Annotated in this window: 15 protein-coding genes; 7 read left to right on the top strand and 8 right to left on the bottom strand. The window is 30.5% G+C overall.

The window, feature by feature from the left end; genetic code table 11:
• Positions 1-338: 338 nt before the first annotated feature.
• The 3 genes from V9L05_RS11995 to V9L05_RS11985 are packed head-to-tail and all read right to left on the bottom strand — an operon-like array spanning position 339 to position 3,934.
• A complete protein-coding gene (locus V9L05_RS11995) occupies positions 339-1,562 on the bottom strand; it encodes a hypothetical protein (protein WP_338812109.1) in 1,224 nt (407 codons plus the stop codon).
• 24 nt (positions 1,563-1,586) lie between these two features.
• The gene (locus V9L05_RS11990) at positions 1,587-2,933 is read right to left on the bottom strand and encodes a glycosyltransferase (RefSeq protein ID WP_338812108.1); all 1,347 of its coding nucleotides are present in this window, start codon (positions 2,931-2,933) and stop codon (positions 1,587-1,589) included.
• A 47-nt stretch (positions 2,934-2,980) separates the two neighbouring features.
• A complete protein-coding gene (locus V9L05_RS11985; RefSeq protein WP_338812107.1) occupies positions 2,981-3,934 on the bottom strand; it encodes a glycosyltransferase family 2 protein in 954 nt (317 codons plus the stop codon).
• 315 nt (positions 3,935-4,249) lie between these two features.
• Here V9L05_RS11985 and V9L05_RS11980 point away from each other — a divergent pair, with 315 nt between their 5' ends.
• A complete protein-coding gene (locus V9L05_RS11980; protein ID WP_338789949.1) occupies positions 4,250-5,260 on the top strand; it encodes an IS110 family transposase in 1,011 nt (336 codons plus the stop codon).
• A gap of 89 nt (positions 5,261-5,349) precedes the next feature.
• Here the strand turns inward: V9L05_RS11980 and V9L05_RS11975 are convergent, their stop codons facing one another.
• From V9L05_RS11975 to cmk, 4 genes are read right to left on the bottom strand one after another with little or no spacing between them, the layout of a single operon-like run.
• Complete coding sequence (locus tag V9L05_RS11975) at positions 5,350-7,620, bottom strand: NAD-dependent epimerase/dehydratase family protein (protein ID WP_338812106.1); 2,271 nt, start codon at positions 7,618-7,620, stop codon at positions 5,350-5,352.
• 57 nt (positions 7,621-7,677) lie between these two features.
• Positions 7,678-8,625 (bottom strand): glycosyltransferase family 2 protein, encoded by a 948-nt coding sequence (locus V9L05_RS11970; protein WP_338793016.1) that lies wholly within the window; start codon positions 8,623-8,625, stop codon positions 7,678-7,680.
• A gap of 8 nt (positions 8,626-8,633) precedes the next feature.
• Positions 8,634-10,127, bottom strand: a complete 1,494-nt coding sequence (locus tag V9L05_RS11965) for a hypothetical protein (RefSeq protein WP_338812105.1) — start codon at positions 10,125-10,127, stop codon at positions 8,634-8,636.
• Entirely contained in the window at positions 10,127-10,843 is a 717-nt protein-coding gene (cmk, locus tag V9L05_RS11960) for a (d)CMP kinase (protein WP_338793018.1), read from the bottom strand. The genes V9L05_RS11965 and cmk overlap by 1 nt, the downstream gene beginning before the upstream one ends.
• A gap of 211 nt (positions 10,844-11,054) precedes the next feature.
• On the opposite strand from cmk, the gene V9L05_RS11955 reads away from it, so the two are divergent.
• From V9L05_RS11955 to V9L05_RS11930, 6 genes are all read left to right on the top strand, one after another.
• Positions 11,055-13,361 carry a transglycosylase domain-containing protein gene (locus V9L05_RS11955; protein WP_338812104.1) on the top strand — a complete coding sequence of 769 codons (2,307 nt, stop codon included), beginning with the start codon at positions 11,055-11,057 and terminating at the stop codon, positions 13,359-13,361.
• Positions 13,362-13,384: 23 nt separating this feature from the next.
• Positions 13,385-14,626 (top strand): hypothetical protein, encoded by a 1,242-nt coding sequence (locus V9L05_RS11950; protein ID WP_338812102.1) that lies wholly within the window; start codon positions 13,385-13,387, stop codon positions 14,624-14,626.
• 139 nt (positions 14,627-14,765) lie between these two features.
• Positions 14,766-15,917, top strand: coding sequence for an endonuclease/exonuclease/phosphatase family protein (locus V9L05_RS11945; protein ID WP_338812101.1), 1,152 nt, complete (start codon positions 14,766-14,768; stop codon positions 15,915-15,917).
• Positions 15,918-16,023: 106 nt separating this feature from the next.
• The gene (locus V9L05_RS11940; protein ID WP_338793022.1) at positions 16,024-16,560 is read left to right on the top strand and encodes a YcxB family protein; all 537 of its coding nucleotides are present in this window, start codon (positions 16,024-16,026) and stop codon (positions 16,558-16,560) included.
• Positions 16,561-16,629: 69 nt separating this feature from the next.
• Entirely contained in the window at positions 16,630-17,175 is a 546-nt protein-coding gene (ndhC, locus tag V9L05_RS11935) for an NADH-quinone oxidoreductase subunit A (protein ID WP_338812100.1), read from the top strand.
• A 79-nt stretch (positions 17,176-17,254) separates the two neighbouring features.
• The gene (locus V9L05_RS11930; RefSeq protein WP_338812099.1) at positions 17,255-18,325 is read left to right on the top strand and encodes an MraY family glycosyltransferase; all 1,071 of its coding nucleotides are present in this window, start codon (positions 17,255-17,257) and stop codon (positions 18,323-18,325) included.
• Between the two features lie 141 nt (positions 18,326-18,466).
• Here V9L05_RS11930 and V9L05_RS11925 read toward each other — a convergent pair whose 3' ends face one another.
• The gene (locus V9L05_RS11925) at positions 18,467-18,910 is read right to left on the bottom strand and encodes an STAS/SEC14 domain-containing protein (protein WP_338812097.1); all 444 of its coding nucleotides are present in this window, start codon (positions 18,908-18,910) and stop codon (positions 18,467-18,469) included.
• Positions 18,911-18,918: the final 8 nt, after the last annotated feature.

Here is an 18,918-nt window from a genome sequence, read left to right as displayed (position 1 = left end):
ATGTTGCTATTTTTAGTGTTTTTTTAGAAATCTATAGCATTAAATTATAAGACTCCATTTTTTATCCTCTACGAGTTCTAGCACTCTTTATATAAAGAAGTTATTTAAGAATAGAATACGTGTATTTGTTGATGTCACTACGCTAAAACACCAACAAAAGCTAGTTTATTTTTCCTTAGAATTAGGTTTGCAAATCCAATTCTAAGGAAAAATTTGCATTCTTAAACAACTTCAAAATATAATTTTTATAAGTGTTATACTAAAAATAAAGACTTAATTGCTTATTTATTTTTTAAACAACCTCTAAGTTATATACACAATGAATTTTGTTCCTCTATTTAAAAGTAATACTTACTAACCAATATTCTTCCCATATACATTACTCCTGACATGCTATGCAAAGCTATTAAAAACCATATAATTATTTTTTTAAAATCTAATGGTTCTGTTAAGGTACGTTTCATAGACTCTATTCCAAATACCAAAAACATAATATAATTGCACATAGTAACTTGCCAAATAAAATTACCAGATGGGGCAATAGAACCATTATGTACTTCTGCAAATAAAATAAAGATAATAAGAGCAAGTATAGAAAAAGTCAGAGATAAATACACTATACTACTACGTTTTTTATAAAAAATAAGATATAAAATTGGTAATATAGCCACAGAAAAAAATGAAAGTATAGGAGATAATATAGGATTACCCAGTTGCAATTGCCATACAGAAAAAGGAGAAAATATAATACTTGGTTGGTTTGCTTGTGCATAATCACCTCCATAGGTGGAGTGGAATAATATTATAGAATGTACTAATAATAAGACAAAAGGGATTATACAAGCTGGTAGAGCCAACCAAAAGTTTTTTGTTAATTTATACTTATAGAAAATACAACAAAAATAAATAGGCGAAAAACATAAAGTAAAGTTCGGTTTGACAAAAAAACAAGTTACAGCTAGTATAGTAATTAAAGTATTTAGTCCTTTTTGATTCAGAAAGACTTTTTTATATGCCAAATAAAACAGAAGCACACAAAAGGGTAACATAAAAGTAGTGGTAGAATTATGCCAAGTATTAGGAGATAATTCACCCATATAGAAATTTAAGTGATTTCTATTTAAAATGGTATTAAATGGAATATGACCTACAAAACATATTCCTATCGCTAAATAAGTAATATACTTATCAAAAACCTTTGTATCTATGTTGTAAATAACTAAATAATCTTCTATAACCCATTTACTTATGCTATATTTTGCAGCCCATGATAAAGAAAGCACAATAGCAGAAACAAAACCCAACCATTGAAGATTAGCATAAAACCCTCCCAATACTATGATTGTACCAAAGTATAAAAAATTTAGAGGAGCATGAGATAACCCTTGTTCTATCCATAGTTTGGCAAATCCAGCATGTGGTTTTATGTCTGTGAAATTTTTACCTGCTAAAGCTGGATGCAATAAATAAACATACATTAAAAATGCAACAAAAAATATTACGTAAAAAAATTTATCTTTCAAAACAAATTTTACTATTGCTGATATTTTTTCTTTATTCATTTTTTTCTTATAAATAATATAGATTCACAAAGATAAATATATTTTCACCATTTCTCTTCCTACCTCTTTCGTAGTTCTAGGAGCTTGCAGGTTTCTTTTAAGTTTACGAACTAATTCTGTTTGATGAGCTACTTTTAGTAGTATATTTTTAAGTCCATTATTATTGTTGTGTGCATACAAAAATCCTGTTTTATTATCTTCGACAAGTTCTGCCAAACCTCCAATATTTGCCCCAATAATCGGAATTTGATTTGCAAAAGCTTCATAAGCTACAATAGGACCTGTTTCTAGCCACGTAGAAGGAATACATAGATAGTCTAGTTTTGCCATAAATAGACTTACCTTTTCTGCTGGTAGACTTTCTTGATAAATTATATTAGGCAAAGATTTTATTTGTTCTTGTAGTTGCTTGTAATAATCAAGGTGAAGCTCTTGCTTGACGGCTACAATATGAAGTTCAAGTTTTATATCTGTATTTTCTCTCACTACTTTTTCATAGGCATCTAACAAAATATGAAGTCCTTTTATGGGTTCTAGTCTTCCAATAAAACCTATTTTGATGTTGTGAGAATCATCTTGCAGCTCTACGCTTTCTGTTTTAATTTGACTTGCTAAGTAGCTTGTACTTACTCCTTGTCTACAAATTTTCAAATGATTTGGAGAAACATTATTTATCAAAAAGGCATTGTAGAGCCACTGACAAACTGCAATAATATGATTTGTATTTTCTTCTAATTCTTGAAGTGTGTTTTTTTTCTGACTAACAATACTAAATTGAGGTATTTTTTTTTCTAATAAACTAGATACAAAATTTGATTTAGCAAGCGTTCCTGTAACTTCTGCCACTATTTTATTTTTGTGTCTCTGTTGGGCATAACAATATCCACAAGTCGAATTGTGTAGTTTCCCATTACAGACTTTATTAGGATATTGTATAAAATCACCTTTAGGACAAATAATACCTGGGATATGTGCCGTAAAAAGTGTTTTGATTCCTTTTTCTTTTGCTATTTTGAGATGACGATAATTGAGTGTTGTGGAAAGTGTATGCAAATGAAAAATATCAGGTTTTAGTTTGTTCAATAACTCTTCAAAATTTTGCCACCCTCTACAAATTACTTTATCTGTTATTTCTTCGTGGCTTAATTCTTTAGGAACTTCAAACCTGTATACTGTATATTCTTTTCCTTTTACATCATTATTTTGATAAGAATAATTTCCTGTTGCTTTACAGTCTTCGGACGAACTAGGCGCAATAATACTAACTTCTATATTTTGAGAAACAAGATAAGTAGCCAAATCGTGTACATATTTTTCTGTTCCTCCAATAGAATCGGGATAATAATAACCTACACCTAATGCAATTTTCATGACTTAAATAGTTTTTTGAATATCGTTTTTTTTAGTGACTTTATAATTTATTTCTCCCTAACTTTTCGATATTTGTTTGCTAATCTTTCAGCCTTTGCGTAGCCTAAAACAGAACTCAAATATTTCATTCCTTTTGATTTTTGAGGAATAAAATGAGGTTCTATTTCATAAATTTTAGAAATTGCTTCTTCGAAAAGTCTTTTTTCATCATTCAATCCAAATACCTGAATACAATATCTATAACAAGAAATAATAGCATCTGCTTTATCTTTTCTAGTTGCTAGTTCTGCTTTCCATAACTCATGGATTTGTTTGGCATTTGTAAAAACATCATTTACAAACTTTACTTCGCCATGGCGTTGCGATAAAGAAGTTCCTTCTGAGACTCTATATTCTGCCATTACTCCCTCAGTATAAACAAATTTACCTTTATGAATAGCTGCATCTAAAAAATAACGAGCATCTTGAATGATTGGTAAATCCATGTTCCAACTTCCTATTTTATGGACAATAGATTTAGAATATAAAATAGCCGCAGGAGGACACCAAAAGTCTGTAAAAAGAGCCACTTCTTCATCTCCTTCTATTTGTCTTTCTGTTTTATCCAAAAGAGTTTTAGTATTATTTCTTTCAGAAAACTTTTGCCAATCTCCATAGGCTACATCTGCCTGATTTTCTTCCAATGCTTTATATTGAATTTCTATTTTCTGAGAAGTAAGCAAATCATCACTATCCAAATATTGAATATATTCTCCTTTTGCTATATTTCTACCTGTTTCTCTAGCAGCACTTACTCCTCTATTAGGTGTATCTATCAAAGTAATTTGATCTTGCTTCTCATATTCTCTTAAAATAGATAGAGTATTATCTGTTGAGCCATCATTAATCAGTATTATTTCTAGATTTTCTATTCCAATACTTTGATTAAATACACTCTCTAAAGTTTCTTTTATAAAAGATTCACAATTATAAGCAGGAATAATAACAGAAATGAGTTTCATAGTTGGTTGTGTTTTTGTTGGTGTCGTTTCACTAAAACACCAACCTTTAGGTTTGCACTAGATAAATAGAATGAAATACTTATCTTGTATTTAAGTATTCATCAAGTAGGTAGAGAACCTGTAACACCAACAAGAACATAGATTCTATCCGTTGAATTAGCCCCTACCTACATTTATTCAATCGCATACTTATATAGAATTCGGAGAACTTTTATTACTCTAAATAATAAAAATTACCTCATTAGATAAGGTTTTAAGTTTGATTGACTAATTGATGAACTACTCTATTAAATAATCACTTAAAATTAACTTTTTATGCAAACTTATCAAACTTTTTTAGGAATCGATGTAAGTCGCAATCATTTAGATTGTACTTTATTGAAAGATGGTGTTATAGTAAGCCAAAAGCAAATTAAAAATAACTTAGCTTCAATAGAGAGTTACTTAGCAAAATTAGAAACTCAAATAGATATTTCTTTTTTATTAGTTTGTTTAGAGCCTACAGGCGTATATATAAATTTTTTATTGACTGCACTACTAGACAAAAAAATGAATGTTTGGGTAGAGAATGCCCTTCAAATAAAACAATCTATGGGCTTTACTAGAGAAAAAAATGACAAAGAAGATGCCTATAGAATAGCTTTGTATGCTTTTCGTTTTCAAGACCGTTGCAAACTGTATACCCCTGTAAGTCAGTCTATTAAGACCTTAAAAACATTGCAATTAGTTCGTAAAAATTTAATCAAATGCAAAAAACAACTGGAAACATTTTGGAAAGAATCTCAAAAATTTGAAACAGAACAACAAAATGAATACTTAACAGAACATCTACAAAAGCCAGTAGAGCAGATAAAAGAACAAATTATAGCAGTAGAAAAAAGCATGAAAAATGTAATTAGAAATGATGAGAAATTAAAAGAACTCTATCGACTCACTACTTCTGTTGTTGGAGTAGGAGATGTAACAGCTATAAAATTACTTGTTGTTACACAAGGTTTTACAAAGTTTAAATCTGCTAAACAACTAGCTTGTTATGCTGGTGTTGTTCCCTTTGAAAAATCATCAGGTAACCACAAAGGAAAGCCAAGGGTATCAAAAATAGCTGATAAATCACTTAAAACATTGTTACATATGTGTGCTTTAGCTGCTATAAAAGTAAAAGGGGGAGAATTAAGTGAATTTTATGAACGTAAAATAAAAGAAGGCAAAAATAAAATGAGTGTTTTGAATGCTTTACGAAATAAAATACTTCAACGTGTAGTAGCTTGTGTACAAAATAACAAAATCTATGAAAGACAAGGAGTAGGATTTCAAAATGCAGCATAAATTTATCCTAAATTTCTAAAGATTAGGCTTGACTTTGTCATAGAATTCAAAGGCTGTGGAAATGAGTTTTACTTTCATTTTTTTAAATATTATTCTACATCTAAAAATACTTGTTCTTTAAGCCATTTTGTCGTCAGTTCCATTCCTTCTTGAAAATCAATTTTTGGATTCCAATTCAATTGGTCTTTTGCTTTTTGAGAAGAGAATTTTGTTGGAGTATCAGCAAATAAACTATTGAGCCAGTTTGGAGGATTGAAAGTTGGTTCACTTGGCTTCATTATAGAAGTAAAATCTGCTGTATTTTCTCTATGTTGATAGACTGTTTGCTTTACGTTTGGTGTAATTGATAAAGCTATTTTTTTGAGTGATTTCAAAGAAGGATTACGATTTATGATTTCCATCATTTCATAACTTCCAAGCAGACTTTTGGCTGTAACTATAAGATTTTCTGATTTAGTAAAACTTCCTTTTTCTAGTTCATTTTTCGTCAGAGAAGGAATATTCTGAGCTTTATCTAATAGAAGAGGAGTCAAAAACTCTTTCCAAGTCGTATATCCATCATTGATAATATAATTTTCGCCATGTGCCTTTGGTGTATGCAAGGCTAGTAACATTGCTTCTAAAAGATTATCAATATAGACATAATTTGCAATTCCTTGTCCATTGTTTATCCAAGTAAAACGATTTACATCTCTTAAAAAATAAGGCAGTGTTGTATAAGTTTTACCCTCTACTCCATATACACACGTCGGATTTACGATAGAAAGATGTAATTCTGGGTGTTTTTTTGCCCAGTTTAACGCCCATTTTTGCATAACAGCTTTAGTCGCACCATAATTTTGCCCCGCAGGAACTACTTTTTTATCATTCCAAGACTCATCGACAACTCCATTTGTAGCTGGTGATGTAGGAAATCCATATACATTCATAGTACTTGTAATGACTATTCCTTTTACTCCATTTTCTGTTGCAGCTTTTACTAAATTTTTTGTTCCATTTACATTTACTTCATAGGCATTACTTCCATCAGTAGCTACTGCCAAATGAAAAATATACTCTTTTCCTTTTGTAGCTTCTTTTACAGCTTCATAATCTAATAAGTTTAGACGAGGCATTTCTACATTTTCCCATCTTGAAATAGAAGCACAATTTCGGTAATGTCTGACAGGTGCAGTGATTTGATGTCCTTCTTCTGCCAAACGATTTATTAAAGCTGTTCCTATGAAACCTGTTCCTCCTGTAATGAAGTATTTACTAGCCTCTTTACTTATAAAAGAAGTAGAAGTATTTCGTTTTTTGTATGCCCATTCTACTAAAGCTACTGTTTTTGAGGCTTGCTTAGCATCCACATAGTTAATTTCTTTTTCACCTTCTTTTTTAGCTTTTACTGCTTGAGCAAAGTCATAAATTTGTTGTACAAAGGCAGCTTCAAATGTATGAGTAAGTAGATCAGAAGCTGAAAAAGGCTCTTCATTTCGTAGTGTGCGAATAGATAAATCTTTTTTGTTTTGAAAGAATGCTTTTTCAAAATTATCTTTTTCTATCCATGCTTTCCCATTCTCTCCAATTATTTCAAGTCTATTTTTTAACGTATGTGTACGAGAAAACTCTAAAGTAACAGGAACATTTTCTTTTGTTTTAAGAGAATAGGTACAATTTGCTTCTGTTCTCCCTTTCCAATCTTCTTGATATTCAATAGGTTCTAAGTCTCCAAAAAGGCTATATAACATATCCAAATAATGAATACCCATATCAGCCAGAACGCCTCCATTTTTTCCATTATAAAAATCATAACTATCAGCTACCCAAGCAAAATTTCCTCCATCAGCTACTTTTATCTCTTTTATATTTCCTATTATATTATTCTCAACAATAAACTGTAATGATTTCAGACTTGCTAATTTTCTTCTAACCATGGCAGCAGCTACGATTACATTTTTTTGTTTTGCTTGCTCATAAAGCTCTAAAGAACTCTCTTTATCCAAAGTCAGAGGTTTTTCACACAAAACATCAAGTCCTTTTTCAATACAGATTTGCATTGCCTTAAAATGCAAAAAATTAGGTAATGCAATAATTACTAATGTTGGTCTATCTTTCTTTGGAGTATACTTATTCAAAAAGCTTTCAAAATCTTCTTGAACTACATTCACACCAAAATGATTCAATTTTTCTTGCTCTTTTTCAGAAGGTTCTATGATAGATATATTCTCTTTTAGGTCTAAATCTGTTTGTAGAATTTGAAAAACTGGAATATAGAATTCTTGAATGACAGCTCCACCTCCTAGTATAACCCAATCAAAACTTTCAATCATTTTTGCTTTATTTTTTATGCTTGTATTAGAAGGAGAAATTGTAGTCATGAATAGTGAAAATTAGTTCGTATTTTAAATTAAATGATTTCGTAGTATTTTGTAATACTATTTTATAAATAATGATTTTACTTTATTAGCTTGAAAAAACAATTTCATTCCTTTTTCTACACCAAAAAAATAACACCAGCCTGTTAGTCCTGTGCTTTTGAAGTTGGAAGCTGTTTTGAGTTGTTTTCTTTGTATACTTTGATAGATATATTTTTCAATAGTCAAATTGTTTTGAAATGCTTGATATACAAAATTCATAAGTTGATAATTAAGAGCTTCTGTTTTTTGATAATCAATTTTATTATTTTGTTTCAACATTTGATAAAGACGAGCAAAAAACTTTGCTGAATTAATTGGCTCATAATGATTATAAGCTGTTGTGATTCTATCCTCATTTTCGTAGTCGTTTATTTGGCTGACGTAATAGTCTGTAAAAGTACAAGAAAAATTATACTCTAGCAGAAGTCTGAAGAAATAATCTACTACTTCCCATACTTTCATGGTTTCATCCCATTTTATTTTATTGTTTCTTACCATTACAGCAGAGATAGGCCACCATTTTTTTATAAGACTTGCTATTGGGTTGTCTAAATATTCAAAAAAAGAAAAATCATTTTTTAAAAGTTCTTTCTTTGTATTTAGTGTTGTAAGCCCTACTACAACATCAGTATTTGTCTCTTTTTGTAATTCTACGAGATGAAAAATTGAATTAGGAAGTAGAATATCATCAGCATCTAAAAAGATAAAGAAATCTCCTTTAGCAATTTCTAATCCTGCATTTCGGGCAGCACAAACACCTTTGTTTTCTTGAAATATAGGTTTGATTTGAGATAATTGATGTGATAAATTTTCAACTACTTTCTTAGAAGTATCTTTAGAGCCATCATCAATAACTATTATTTCTACATTCTGATATGTTTCCTGAATACAAGAGTGTATAGCATTTTCTATAAAATGTTCTCCATTATAACAAGGAATAATTATAGAAATCAAAGGCGTTTTCATATAAATAATTATTTTCTTAAAAAGAGATTATAGAATTTTTTTTGAGGAAAAAATCGCATTGGAAAACTATGGTTTATTAAAAAATTGTACATTTTTAAATATAGAAAGCTGATATTTTTTTTACTTTCAAACCTATTATTTTTTGTAAAAAGAGGGTATTTATAATGCTTTAAATCCTCTCCTCTTTCGCTAATATAATAACCATAAATAATTGCAGCTTCTTTAGATAAAGGCTTGAGAGTTTTGTTTTTTAGTGTTTCTATCAAATTTTCAAAAGAGCTTGGAAAGTAGGCAGCATTTGGAATATTTTTATAAAATGCTGAACCATATACTATTGAAGGTTTTCCCCAAAAAGTTGCTTCTATCCCTGTCGTAGACCCAAAGCTAAGTACTTTATCACTCTCTTTCATAAGTGCATAAGTATCTATATCTTCGGCTGGAAGAATAACTTCTACATTAGTATATTTTTGAGGTATCTGAATTATTTTTTGAACTTCAGCTGAATCAATTAAGTTTTTTTGATTCGGATGTACTCTGATATAGAAAACATAGTCTGGATTATTTTTATTAAAGTCTTCTATTACTTGATTCATAATATCACTCTGTCTTCCATACGTTTTCCAAATATCATTGCCTAATGAAGCTATTTCATCTTCTGATGAATTAAAAATAGAAATGATATGTTTTCCGTCTTCTTTATACTTTTGGAAACTTTCTGGTAATTTATGTTTCTTTTGATGTCCAATATAATTAATATCTATTTTATCTTTGGCAACGCTTCCTTGTTTTCTGTTTATAAACCAATCTGTTCCTTTTTCTTGAGATTCTTTAGGATTTTTATTAGTAAAATCTACTGCAAGTTGTCCACTTAAATTAGTATCGTGAGGCAATGTATTTTCAAAAGTTGTATATTTATTAATTGTACTTCCTACCTCATAAGTGGTAAAAGGTATATTTTGATTTTTACAATATTCTAAAACAGTTCTATACTCTACAACTCTTCCATTATAAAAATATACCTTATCAGGTTTTACCTCCTCAAATATTGGAATTATCGAATCAATTATTGTATGGGCTGTATTTGTTATGGCTTTTAAGAGTTCTTTATTGTCCTTTATATCGGCATCTACATCTCTTGTAGAAGAAATAAAAGAGGAAGCAATACCTATTCCTAAATTTATATCTCTATAGGTATAAGATTTTACTTCTTCTATATGTTTTGAGGCTTCGAAAGGATAAGGTTTGGCTGTATTTTTCTTTAAAAAAAACATATTCTTCTCTCCTATTTGTAAATCTTTTAGAATTGTTCTTTGTTGATATTGACATTTGATACAAGTGATATGAGACTCCTTATTTTTGATGGCAAAACAGTGATCTATACTTGCATTACAACCTATAAAATAGATTTCATTACCTTTCTCTTTTTCTAGTTTAACCAATTCTGCTGTTTCAGCTAACATATCCTCATATGAAGCTACAGTATTAAAGAACAAGCTTTTCATTAACTTATAGTTTTAAATATTTTTTCATTCATTAACTCTAAAACTCTCTCCACCTGCTCTTCAAATTCTAAATTGGTAGTATCGATTTCAATAGCATCATCAGCTTTACGAAGAGGACTTTCCTGACGAGTAGAATCTATCAAATCTCGCTTTTCAAGATTATTAATGATTTCAGAAAGCTCTACATTTTGTCCTAAACCTTCCAATTCCTTTTGACGACGTAAAGCTCTAGTAGCCACTTGTGCCGTCATAAATACTTTAAGCTCTGCATTAGGAAAGACAACTGTTCCGATATCTCTTCCATCCATAACAATACCTTTGTTATTTCCCATCAAACGCTGCTGTGCCACCAAGAAATGACGCACTTCTGCAATCGTACTTACCTGACTTACACGCTCTGAAATGTGCATTTGACGAATAAGTGATTCTACATTTTCGCCATTTAAAAAAATATGGCTACTTTTAGTTTCTTCATCAAACTTAAATTCTAATAAAATAGAAGTGAGTGCTTTTCTGACCTGTTCTTTGTCTGTATGTTCGATACGATGACGATAAAAATAGAGTGTTACAGCTCTATACATAGCTCCTGTATCAATATAGGCATAACTTAAACGAGAAGCGACAGTTTTTGCAGTGCTACTCTTACCACAGCCTGAGTAACCATCAATGGCAATGATGATGTTTTTAGTTTGTATATCCTGATTAGAATGACTCATAACTTTTAATATCTTTCTATTTAAAAAATAACATGGTGCAAAGGTACAAAACTTATATAAATAATTTTAACTGTCCCCATTTCAAAACAAAGTCATTTTGTTAATTCTAATTTATAAATGTAATTTTACTGTATTGATTCTAAAAATATTTTTTTTGCTAAAAACCTAAATGAAAAACTACCTTTCAATTTTAAAGCAATCAGCAAATAAATTGCGTTTATTATTCAGTTTTCCAAGAGGAGAATCGAAGATAATACGTTTTTGTCGTGTGTTGTGGTGGATAACAGGCATAGGACTTATGAGTATAATCTTATTTTTTGCTGCCATTGCTTTTAATTGGTTTGGCTTTTTTGGTACAATTCCATCTTTGAAAGCTCTTGAGAATCCAAAAACGCCTTTACCTTCTGTCGTTTATACAGCTGATAGCATAGAAGTAGCTCGTTATTATAGTCAGAACAAAACACCTTTAAAATATGAAGATATAGACTCAATGACAATCTTTTCTCTTTTGGCTACCGAAGATGCTCGTTTTGAAAATCATTCAGGTATTGATGCAGAGGCTACTTTTGGTATTTTCTTAGCTCTTTTAAAAGGAGATAACAGAGGAGGCAGTACAATCAGTCAGCAACTCGCTAAAAATATGTTTGATACTCGTTCGCAAGAAAACGTAGGAAAACTAGGCGATAAAGGACTATTAAGTACCATTGTAGCAAAGGCAAAAGAATGGATTATGGCTGTTCGTTTAGAGCGTTCCTATACAAAAAGTGAGATTTTGACAATGTATCTCAATGAAGTTACCTTTGGAAATAATACTTTTGGACTTCATGCAGCAGCAAAGAAATATTTTTCTACTTCTCCTGATAGTTTAGAAATTCATCAATCAGCTCTACTAGTTGGTCTTTTGAAAGCTCCTTCTACTTATAATCCTCTTCGTAATCCTGAAAAGGCAATAAATAGACGAAATACGGTTTTGAATCAGATGAGAAAATATAAGTATCTAACTCGCCACTTAGTAGATTCTCTTAAAGAGTTACCTTTAGACTTAACTATTTTTTATGAAGTAGCCGAAACAGGAAATAGCACCTACTATAAAAACTATGTCACACAAAAGTTGAAAAATTGGTGTGATAAAAACGGATATGATTTATATGCAGACGGATTAGAAATTTACCTTACCATTGATTCCAAAATTCAAGCCCATGCAGAGGCAGCCATAGCCAAACAAATGCCTGTTCTTCAAGAAAAATTTCATCAGCAATGGAAAGGTTTAGTTCCTTGGACAGATAGTAACAAAAAACCAATTGAAAATTATATTGAGAATAATATAGCCAAAACAGATTACTACAAATATTTAGTAGAAAAATATGGAAAACAAAGCGATTCTATTCAAATTTTGCTAGAAAAACCTAAAAAAATGACGGTTTTTAGTTGGGAAAATATAAGTCATAGAAAAGACACTACACTTTCTAGTATTGATTCTATAAAATATTATAAGCAAATTATGAGGGCAGGAATGATTTCTTTAGATCCTTATAGTGGACACATAAAAGCATGGGTAGGAGGACTTGATTTTGAATATTTCAAGTATGACCAAGTGCGTCAAGCCAAAAGACAACCTGGTTCGACTTTCAAGATGTTTGTTTATGCAACAGCTATTGATTCGCTGAATATGTCCCCTTGTGATACTATTTTAGATACAAATCCAATCATTAGATACGAAGAAAATGGAGAACAGAAAATTTGGACACCTCATAATGCCGACTGGACAAACACCAATAGAAATATGACTTTAAGACATGCTATGGGGCGTTCGATAAATACTGTAACAGCCAAACTAACCGAGAAAGTAGGTTGGACAACTGTTGCTCATTATGCTAAAAAAATGGGAATTACTTCACCTTTAGCAGAAGTTCCTTCTATTGGATTAGGCTCTAGTGATGTATCGCTCTTCGAAATGGCTGGAGCTTATGCAACAATTATGAATGGGGGAATGTGGCAAGAACCTCAGATTTTATGGCAAGTAAAAGACAAACATGGCAAAACCCTTCATTATTTTCATGGCGAATCTCATCGTGCTTTATCCAAAGAATCAGCTTGGCTAATGGGTTATATGCTCAAAGGAGGTACACAAGAACCACACGGAACATCATTAGGTCTGTGGTCGTATGGCATTTTGGGAAATAACAATGATGTAGGAGGTAAAACAGGAACTTCTTCCAATTTTGCAGACGGTTGGTATATGGGTGTAACAAGAGATTTGGTAACTGGTGTTTGGGTAGGAGGAGAAGACAGAGCTATTCGTTTCCGTACCTCCGATGTAGGAGAAGGCTCAAAGACAGCACTTCCTATTTTTGGACTCTATATGCAAAGCCTTTATGCTGATAAAACTTCTGGAATCAGAAAAGCTCCTTTTTTACAGCCTTCTGTCGAAATAAAACGTCGTTATTATTGTCCTACACCTTATTATGAGCGTTATCCTGAAAAAGATAGTACATTAGTAGAGGAAGCTGTTGAGTAAAATTTGAATAATAGAATTATTACATGGAAAATGTACAAGGAACTTATAAATTAGTTAAAAAAGCAAGTAGACACACCTTCTTAATAGGTTTAGTTGGTATGACTATGAGTACTATACCCTATATTTTTTTAATTAGGGCAGAACTTTGGAAACCAACCATGTATCTCTCAATTTTATTAGTACCATTTTTTGTTATGAGTCTAGTACTAATAGTACATTCTTTCTATTATAGAGTTATCATAACAGAAAATACAATTTTACTAAAATTACCTTCTACTAATCGTTCATTTTCTTTTGATGAAATTAGAGGTTTTAAAATAACTCCAAGCTACGTTTATATTTACTCTAATAAGAAAAAAATATCCATTTCCATATATACTGAAGGTATTGATAAAATATATGGATGGTTACAGCAAAATTTCACAAATTTAGATGAACTACCACAAGAAGAAAGTGATTTTATCAAAAAATTCAATGCTTTTTCCGATAGACTTTTTTCAAATTTGAGTGAAGACAACACAACTAATTTTGATAATAATGATATTACCTCCTCAGAATCTTATAAGACAAAACTAAAGAGAGCTAAATACATTGTTTCTATATATAATATTTTATCTTTTTTTAGTATAGGTTGGTTATTCTTCTACCCTTTTATTTATAAAATCTCTTTTCTCAGTAATTATAAACATGTCCTTATTTTAGCTGTTTTACTTACTATTATAGGTATTATTCTTCCTAAGATTTCAACTGAATTTATTAATTATTCAAGCAAGGAAGAAGATAAACCATATATAAGAAGAATCTTTTTTTTACTTGGAATGAGTTTATTAATACGATTTATGCTTGATGTAAATTTATTAGACTACTATACTACTATTTTGTTATATAGTCTTAGCATAGGCTTTTTTCTTACCTTTTTTATAATGACAAGCAGAGAGTTTAATTTCCGACAATTAAAAACTTATTTTCAAGGTTTGTTCTTTTTACTTTCTTTTACTGCTTTTGGATATGGAGCAATTGGAATAGGAAATTTTTTGTATGATGAATCAATACCAAAAATGTATAAAGCTAAAATTCTAAAAAGAGAAATGTATTCTGGAAAAGTAATCTTATTTAGTTTGAAGGTAGAAAAATGGCATGAAACTTCTGATATGAACAAAATAAAAATTTCTCAAGAGAAATATCAACAATTAGAAGGAAAAGATAGTATTAGCATTTATGTAAAAGAAGGAAAATTTGGTATTCCTTGGCTGATACCTAATTAGATAATTTCTAAAAAAATAACCAAAAACCCTCAACGTAAAACCAAATCATTACGTTCTACTTTTATAAACTTCAAAAAAAATGTATATTCTATAAAACAGACATTTATCCTATCTAAAAAATAAGCTGTAAAAGTTTTCTATGCCTTCTACAAACCGTTCTCGTAGTTCACGAAGAAGAAAAGTAAAATATGACTCTTGGCGCAGACGAAATGCACGTCGTACATTTCGTTTTATCAATAGTCTTATTTTGGTAATTTCGGTAATTTCTTATTTATCGGTTCTTGTTTCCCCTGAATATTTTTGGATTTCAGGTTTTGTATCAATGCTTATTCCTTTTTGTTTAATAGCCAATGTATTTTTTGTTTTTCTTTGGTGGTGGCGCAAAAGATGGTACGCACTTTATTCCTTATTTGTCTTGATTATAGGTTTTCCATTTTGGCAAGCCAGCATAAGTTTGGGAGGAGTTTGGAAAGAGAATATAGAAAGCAAAAAAAAATCTTTATCTATTTTGTCTTATAACGTACGAGAATTTGATGTCTATCAAGAGAGAGATAATAAGCATACTATAACAAAAAACACAATTAAGTGGATAAAAAATGACACTTCAGAGATAAAATGTATTCAAGATTTTTATAATTCAGAAAGTGCCAAAACGTTTAATACTAGAGAACAATTATCAGCACAAGATTCAGACAATCCCTATTACTTTCATGTTCGTTATACCTCTGCTAATCATAATAAGGGACAGTTTGGTATAGCCATTTTTTCAAAATATCCATTTATAAGTAAAGGAGAAGTTCCTTTTAGAGTTAGGACTGATAATGGTGCTATTTTCGCTGATATAGTAAAAGGAAAAGATACAATCAGAATTTATAATGTTCATTTAGAATCAATGAGTATCAATCAAAATGAACTTCAACTCATAGACCAGCCCGAACAAACTTTTTGGTATGCAGGCAAACGGCTCAAAAGAGGCTTTTCTATGCGAGCGCAGCAGGTTCAGACTATTATCAATCATATAGCAACAAGTCCATATCCAGTTATTTTGTGTGGCGATTTGAATGATTTGCCTTATAGTTATACCTATTTCAAACTTCGTAGAAACCTCAAAAATTCTTTTGAGAGTAAAGGATTAGGAACAGGATTTACTTTCAATGGGAAATTATTTTTTCTTAGAATAGACAATCAGTTTTACGATAGTGAAAAGTTAGATTGTATTTACTTTAATACTCATAGAGAAGTTCCCTTTTCAGATCATTATCCTGTTCGTGCAGTTTATGAAATAGAATAAGAAAAAAATTATGTTTTTGAGCATAAATAACTTTTGAAAGTTAAAATGTTTTGATTTTTTGGTATTCTATTCTTTATTTTTGCTTAAAAAAAGCGTTATTTGTAGTATGAAAGAAGAAAAAGAAAAAATAATAGAAGTAAAGGCAAAGCTCAATTTTGAAGAATATCTTCGACTAAATTTTTCGCTATTATTACGTAGCAAAATGGTTTGGTTGAGTATTTTTTTAGCGACCATGCTCATCGTAATGCTTTTAGAAAAACGTATTACAGATGGACAATGGGCTGACTCAGACCTAAAACTTGGTTTACTTTTAAGTTTGATGGTGGTTTTATTTTTAGTTTTACCCATCCTTACTTATTTGAGGACAAAGACTTATTTCGAAAAAAATCCTTCTCTTTCAGAATTAACTACATTTTATTTTGAACCTGAACGCATAGAAGTAGTTACTTTAGAGAGTCATACCACTCTTACTTGGCGAAGAATATATAAAATAAGAGAATTCAAACATTATTTGCTTATTTATCAAAATAGGCATATTGTGTATGTTGTTCCAAAAAAATCATTTGATTCTGTTTCAGATATGGACGCAGTAAAAGAAATGATTCGCACCAAAACAAGATTAGGATATAGGCTCAAGGACTAATTTTGAACCAATAAAAATTTATGAACAGGTCGAAATAATAATTTTTCTCTACTTTATAATTAATTCTATATGCTTTGTTCTGTTTCTAGTTTTGGTTTAGTTTTACTTTTTTTAATTATAGGAGCTTTTTTTGCTTTAATTTCTTTGAGCATTGGAAAAATCTTTCGCCCCCATAATCCAACAAAAGAAAAACTATCTACTTATGAATGTGGAGAAGAAACTGTAATTGGAAGTTGGGGTAAGTTTAATATTCGTTTTTATTTGATAGCCTTAGTTTTTGTACTCTTTGAAGTAGAAATTATATTTTTATTTCCTTGGTCAAAAATCTTGATCGATTCTAAATTACAAGCAATAGAAAGTAGTTGGAAAATATATGCGTTCACAGAAGGGTTATTATTTATTCTTATATTAGTAATTGGTTTGGCGTATCTTTGGAAAAATAATTTGTTAGATTGGCAGTTTGATTTTTTACAGAAAGATGAAAAACAAGTATATATATCCAAAAACTTGATACCATCTCAACAAGGCACAAACGAAAAACTAGATATGACAAAAGATTCTAAAAAGGCTATTCCTAACTCTATTTATCAAAAAATAAATACACGTTACACCTAAAGAATTATTATTTAATTAAAATGAATTTGAACAGATAACATCTCACTTTTTATCAAAATCATTATCTAATAACCTCATTATGACTTGGATTAAATTACTTCTTAGCCTAGGTACTGCTTTTGCAGTCTGTTTACTCCTCATTCCCGAAATCATCAAGATTGCTAATGCTCGCAACATACACGATGTACCCAATGAACGAAAAGTTCATACTGGTAAAATTTGTTCTTTTGGAGGAGTAGGAATTTTTTTTGGTTTTATTATTTCTACATTAGTATGGTCTTTTGTAGATATGACGCTGAATATGGAATTTTTACTTGGTGCTGTCTTGGTTATGGTAGTAGTAGGTATGCGAGATGATTTTTTACCTTTGAGTGCTTTTTGGAAATTGATAGGGCAATTTGTAGCAATAGCTGTACTTCTAATTGGAGATATTCGTATTTATTCTCTATATGGTTTTTTGGGAGTATATGAATTACATATCATTTTTAGCTATTTAGTTACTGGTTTTATAGTCATTGTAATTACAAATGCTTTTAATTTAATTGATGGAATTGATGGATTAGCAGGTTCGGTTGCCTTAATTGTTTTTAGTTTCTTCGGACTTTGGTTTGCCTTAGAGGGTAGTTTTGCCCTTTCGGCTATGTGCTTGGCTGTTTTGGGAAGTGTAGGAGGTTTTTTGTATTATAATTACAGTCCTGCCAGAATTTTTATGGGCGACACAGGCTCTTTAATGCTTGGTTTTTTAGCTACTGGTCTTTTAATTATTTTTCTGAATAAAAATGCAGCTTTACCTGAAACAAGCGAGTTACATATTGTTGCTCCTTTGGCTTTGCTTTCTGCTCTGATGGTTTATCCTCTTTTTGATACCATTCGTGTCTTTATGCTGAGAGCTTTGTCTGGGCGTTCGCCTCTTTCACCTGACCGTAATCATATTCATCACTTGCTTTTAGACATTGGTTGTAGTCATTATTATATTGTAGGAATTGTGATTTTTTTGAATATTTTATTTGTGTTTATTTTTACTTTTATCGGACAAATGGGCTATTTATCTGATAATTGGTTAGTTCCTATCATTGTTCTGACAGCAAGTAGTTTAGCCATTTTTTTACATAGAAAAGTAAAACGAAAACGAGAAACAGTAAATATTTAAAGTGGTCTATAACAGATTTATTCATCTGAGTAAATCTTAGCTACTTGTAATTTATAATTCAAGCTAAATAAAAAAAACAGTATTCCATTTCAGAGAATACTGTTTTTTGTTGAAAAATGTTATTTTATTATCAATTCTTGTTTAGGCTTCTTCCTGTTTTTGTTCTGCCATAACAGTTTCTTTGTCTTGAATTTGATAGTTCTTTAACCACTCTTTTGCTTCCTCAAGATTATCAAAAAATTGCATTGTATAATTATTATCAGTCATCTCTTCTCCTATCTTTTTGACAGCAAGTTGATTAAAAACATCTTTTGACATCACCACAGCAGCCGTTCTGATTCCAGACTCTAAAAGACGAGGAAACCAATCTTCATTTGTCCATTTTTGGTCTTCTGGCGTAATAGCTCCCATTTCTGCCATGTTTGCAAGCCACCTAGTAACTTCTTTTTCTTTCACTTTCTCCAGTCCTGTATTCATTCCGTGTCTGTACTTTTGGGAAGTGGCAAAACCAATCCATTGCATATGAATACAATTTGTATCTTCGTCATGATGAATAGTAAGGTGTTTTTCTTCAAATAAAGGCATATTATAAA

Origin of the sequence: Bernardetia sp. Wsw4-3y2, from assembly GCF_037126295.1 — a bacterium.
In the GTDB taxonomy this organism is placed as follows: domain Bacteria; phylum Bacteroidota; class Bacteroidia; order Cytophagales; family Bernardetiaceae; genus Bernardetia.
This window is presented reverse-complemented; position numbering and strand designations above follow the sequence as displayed.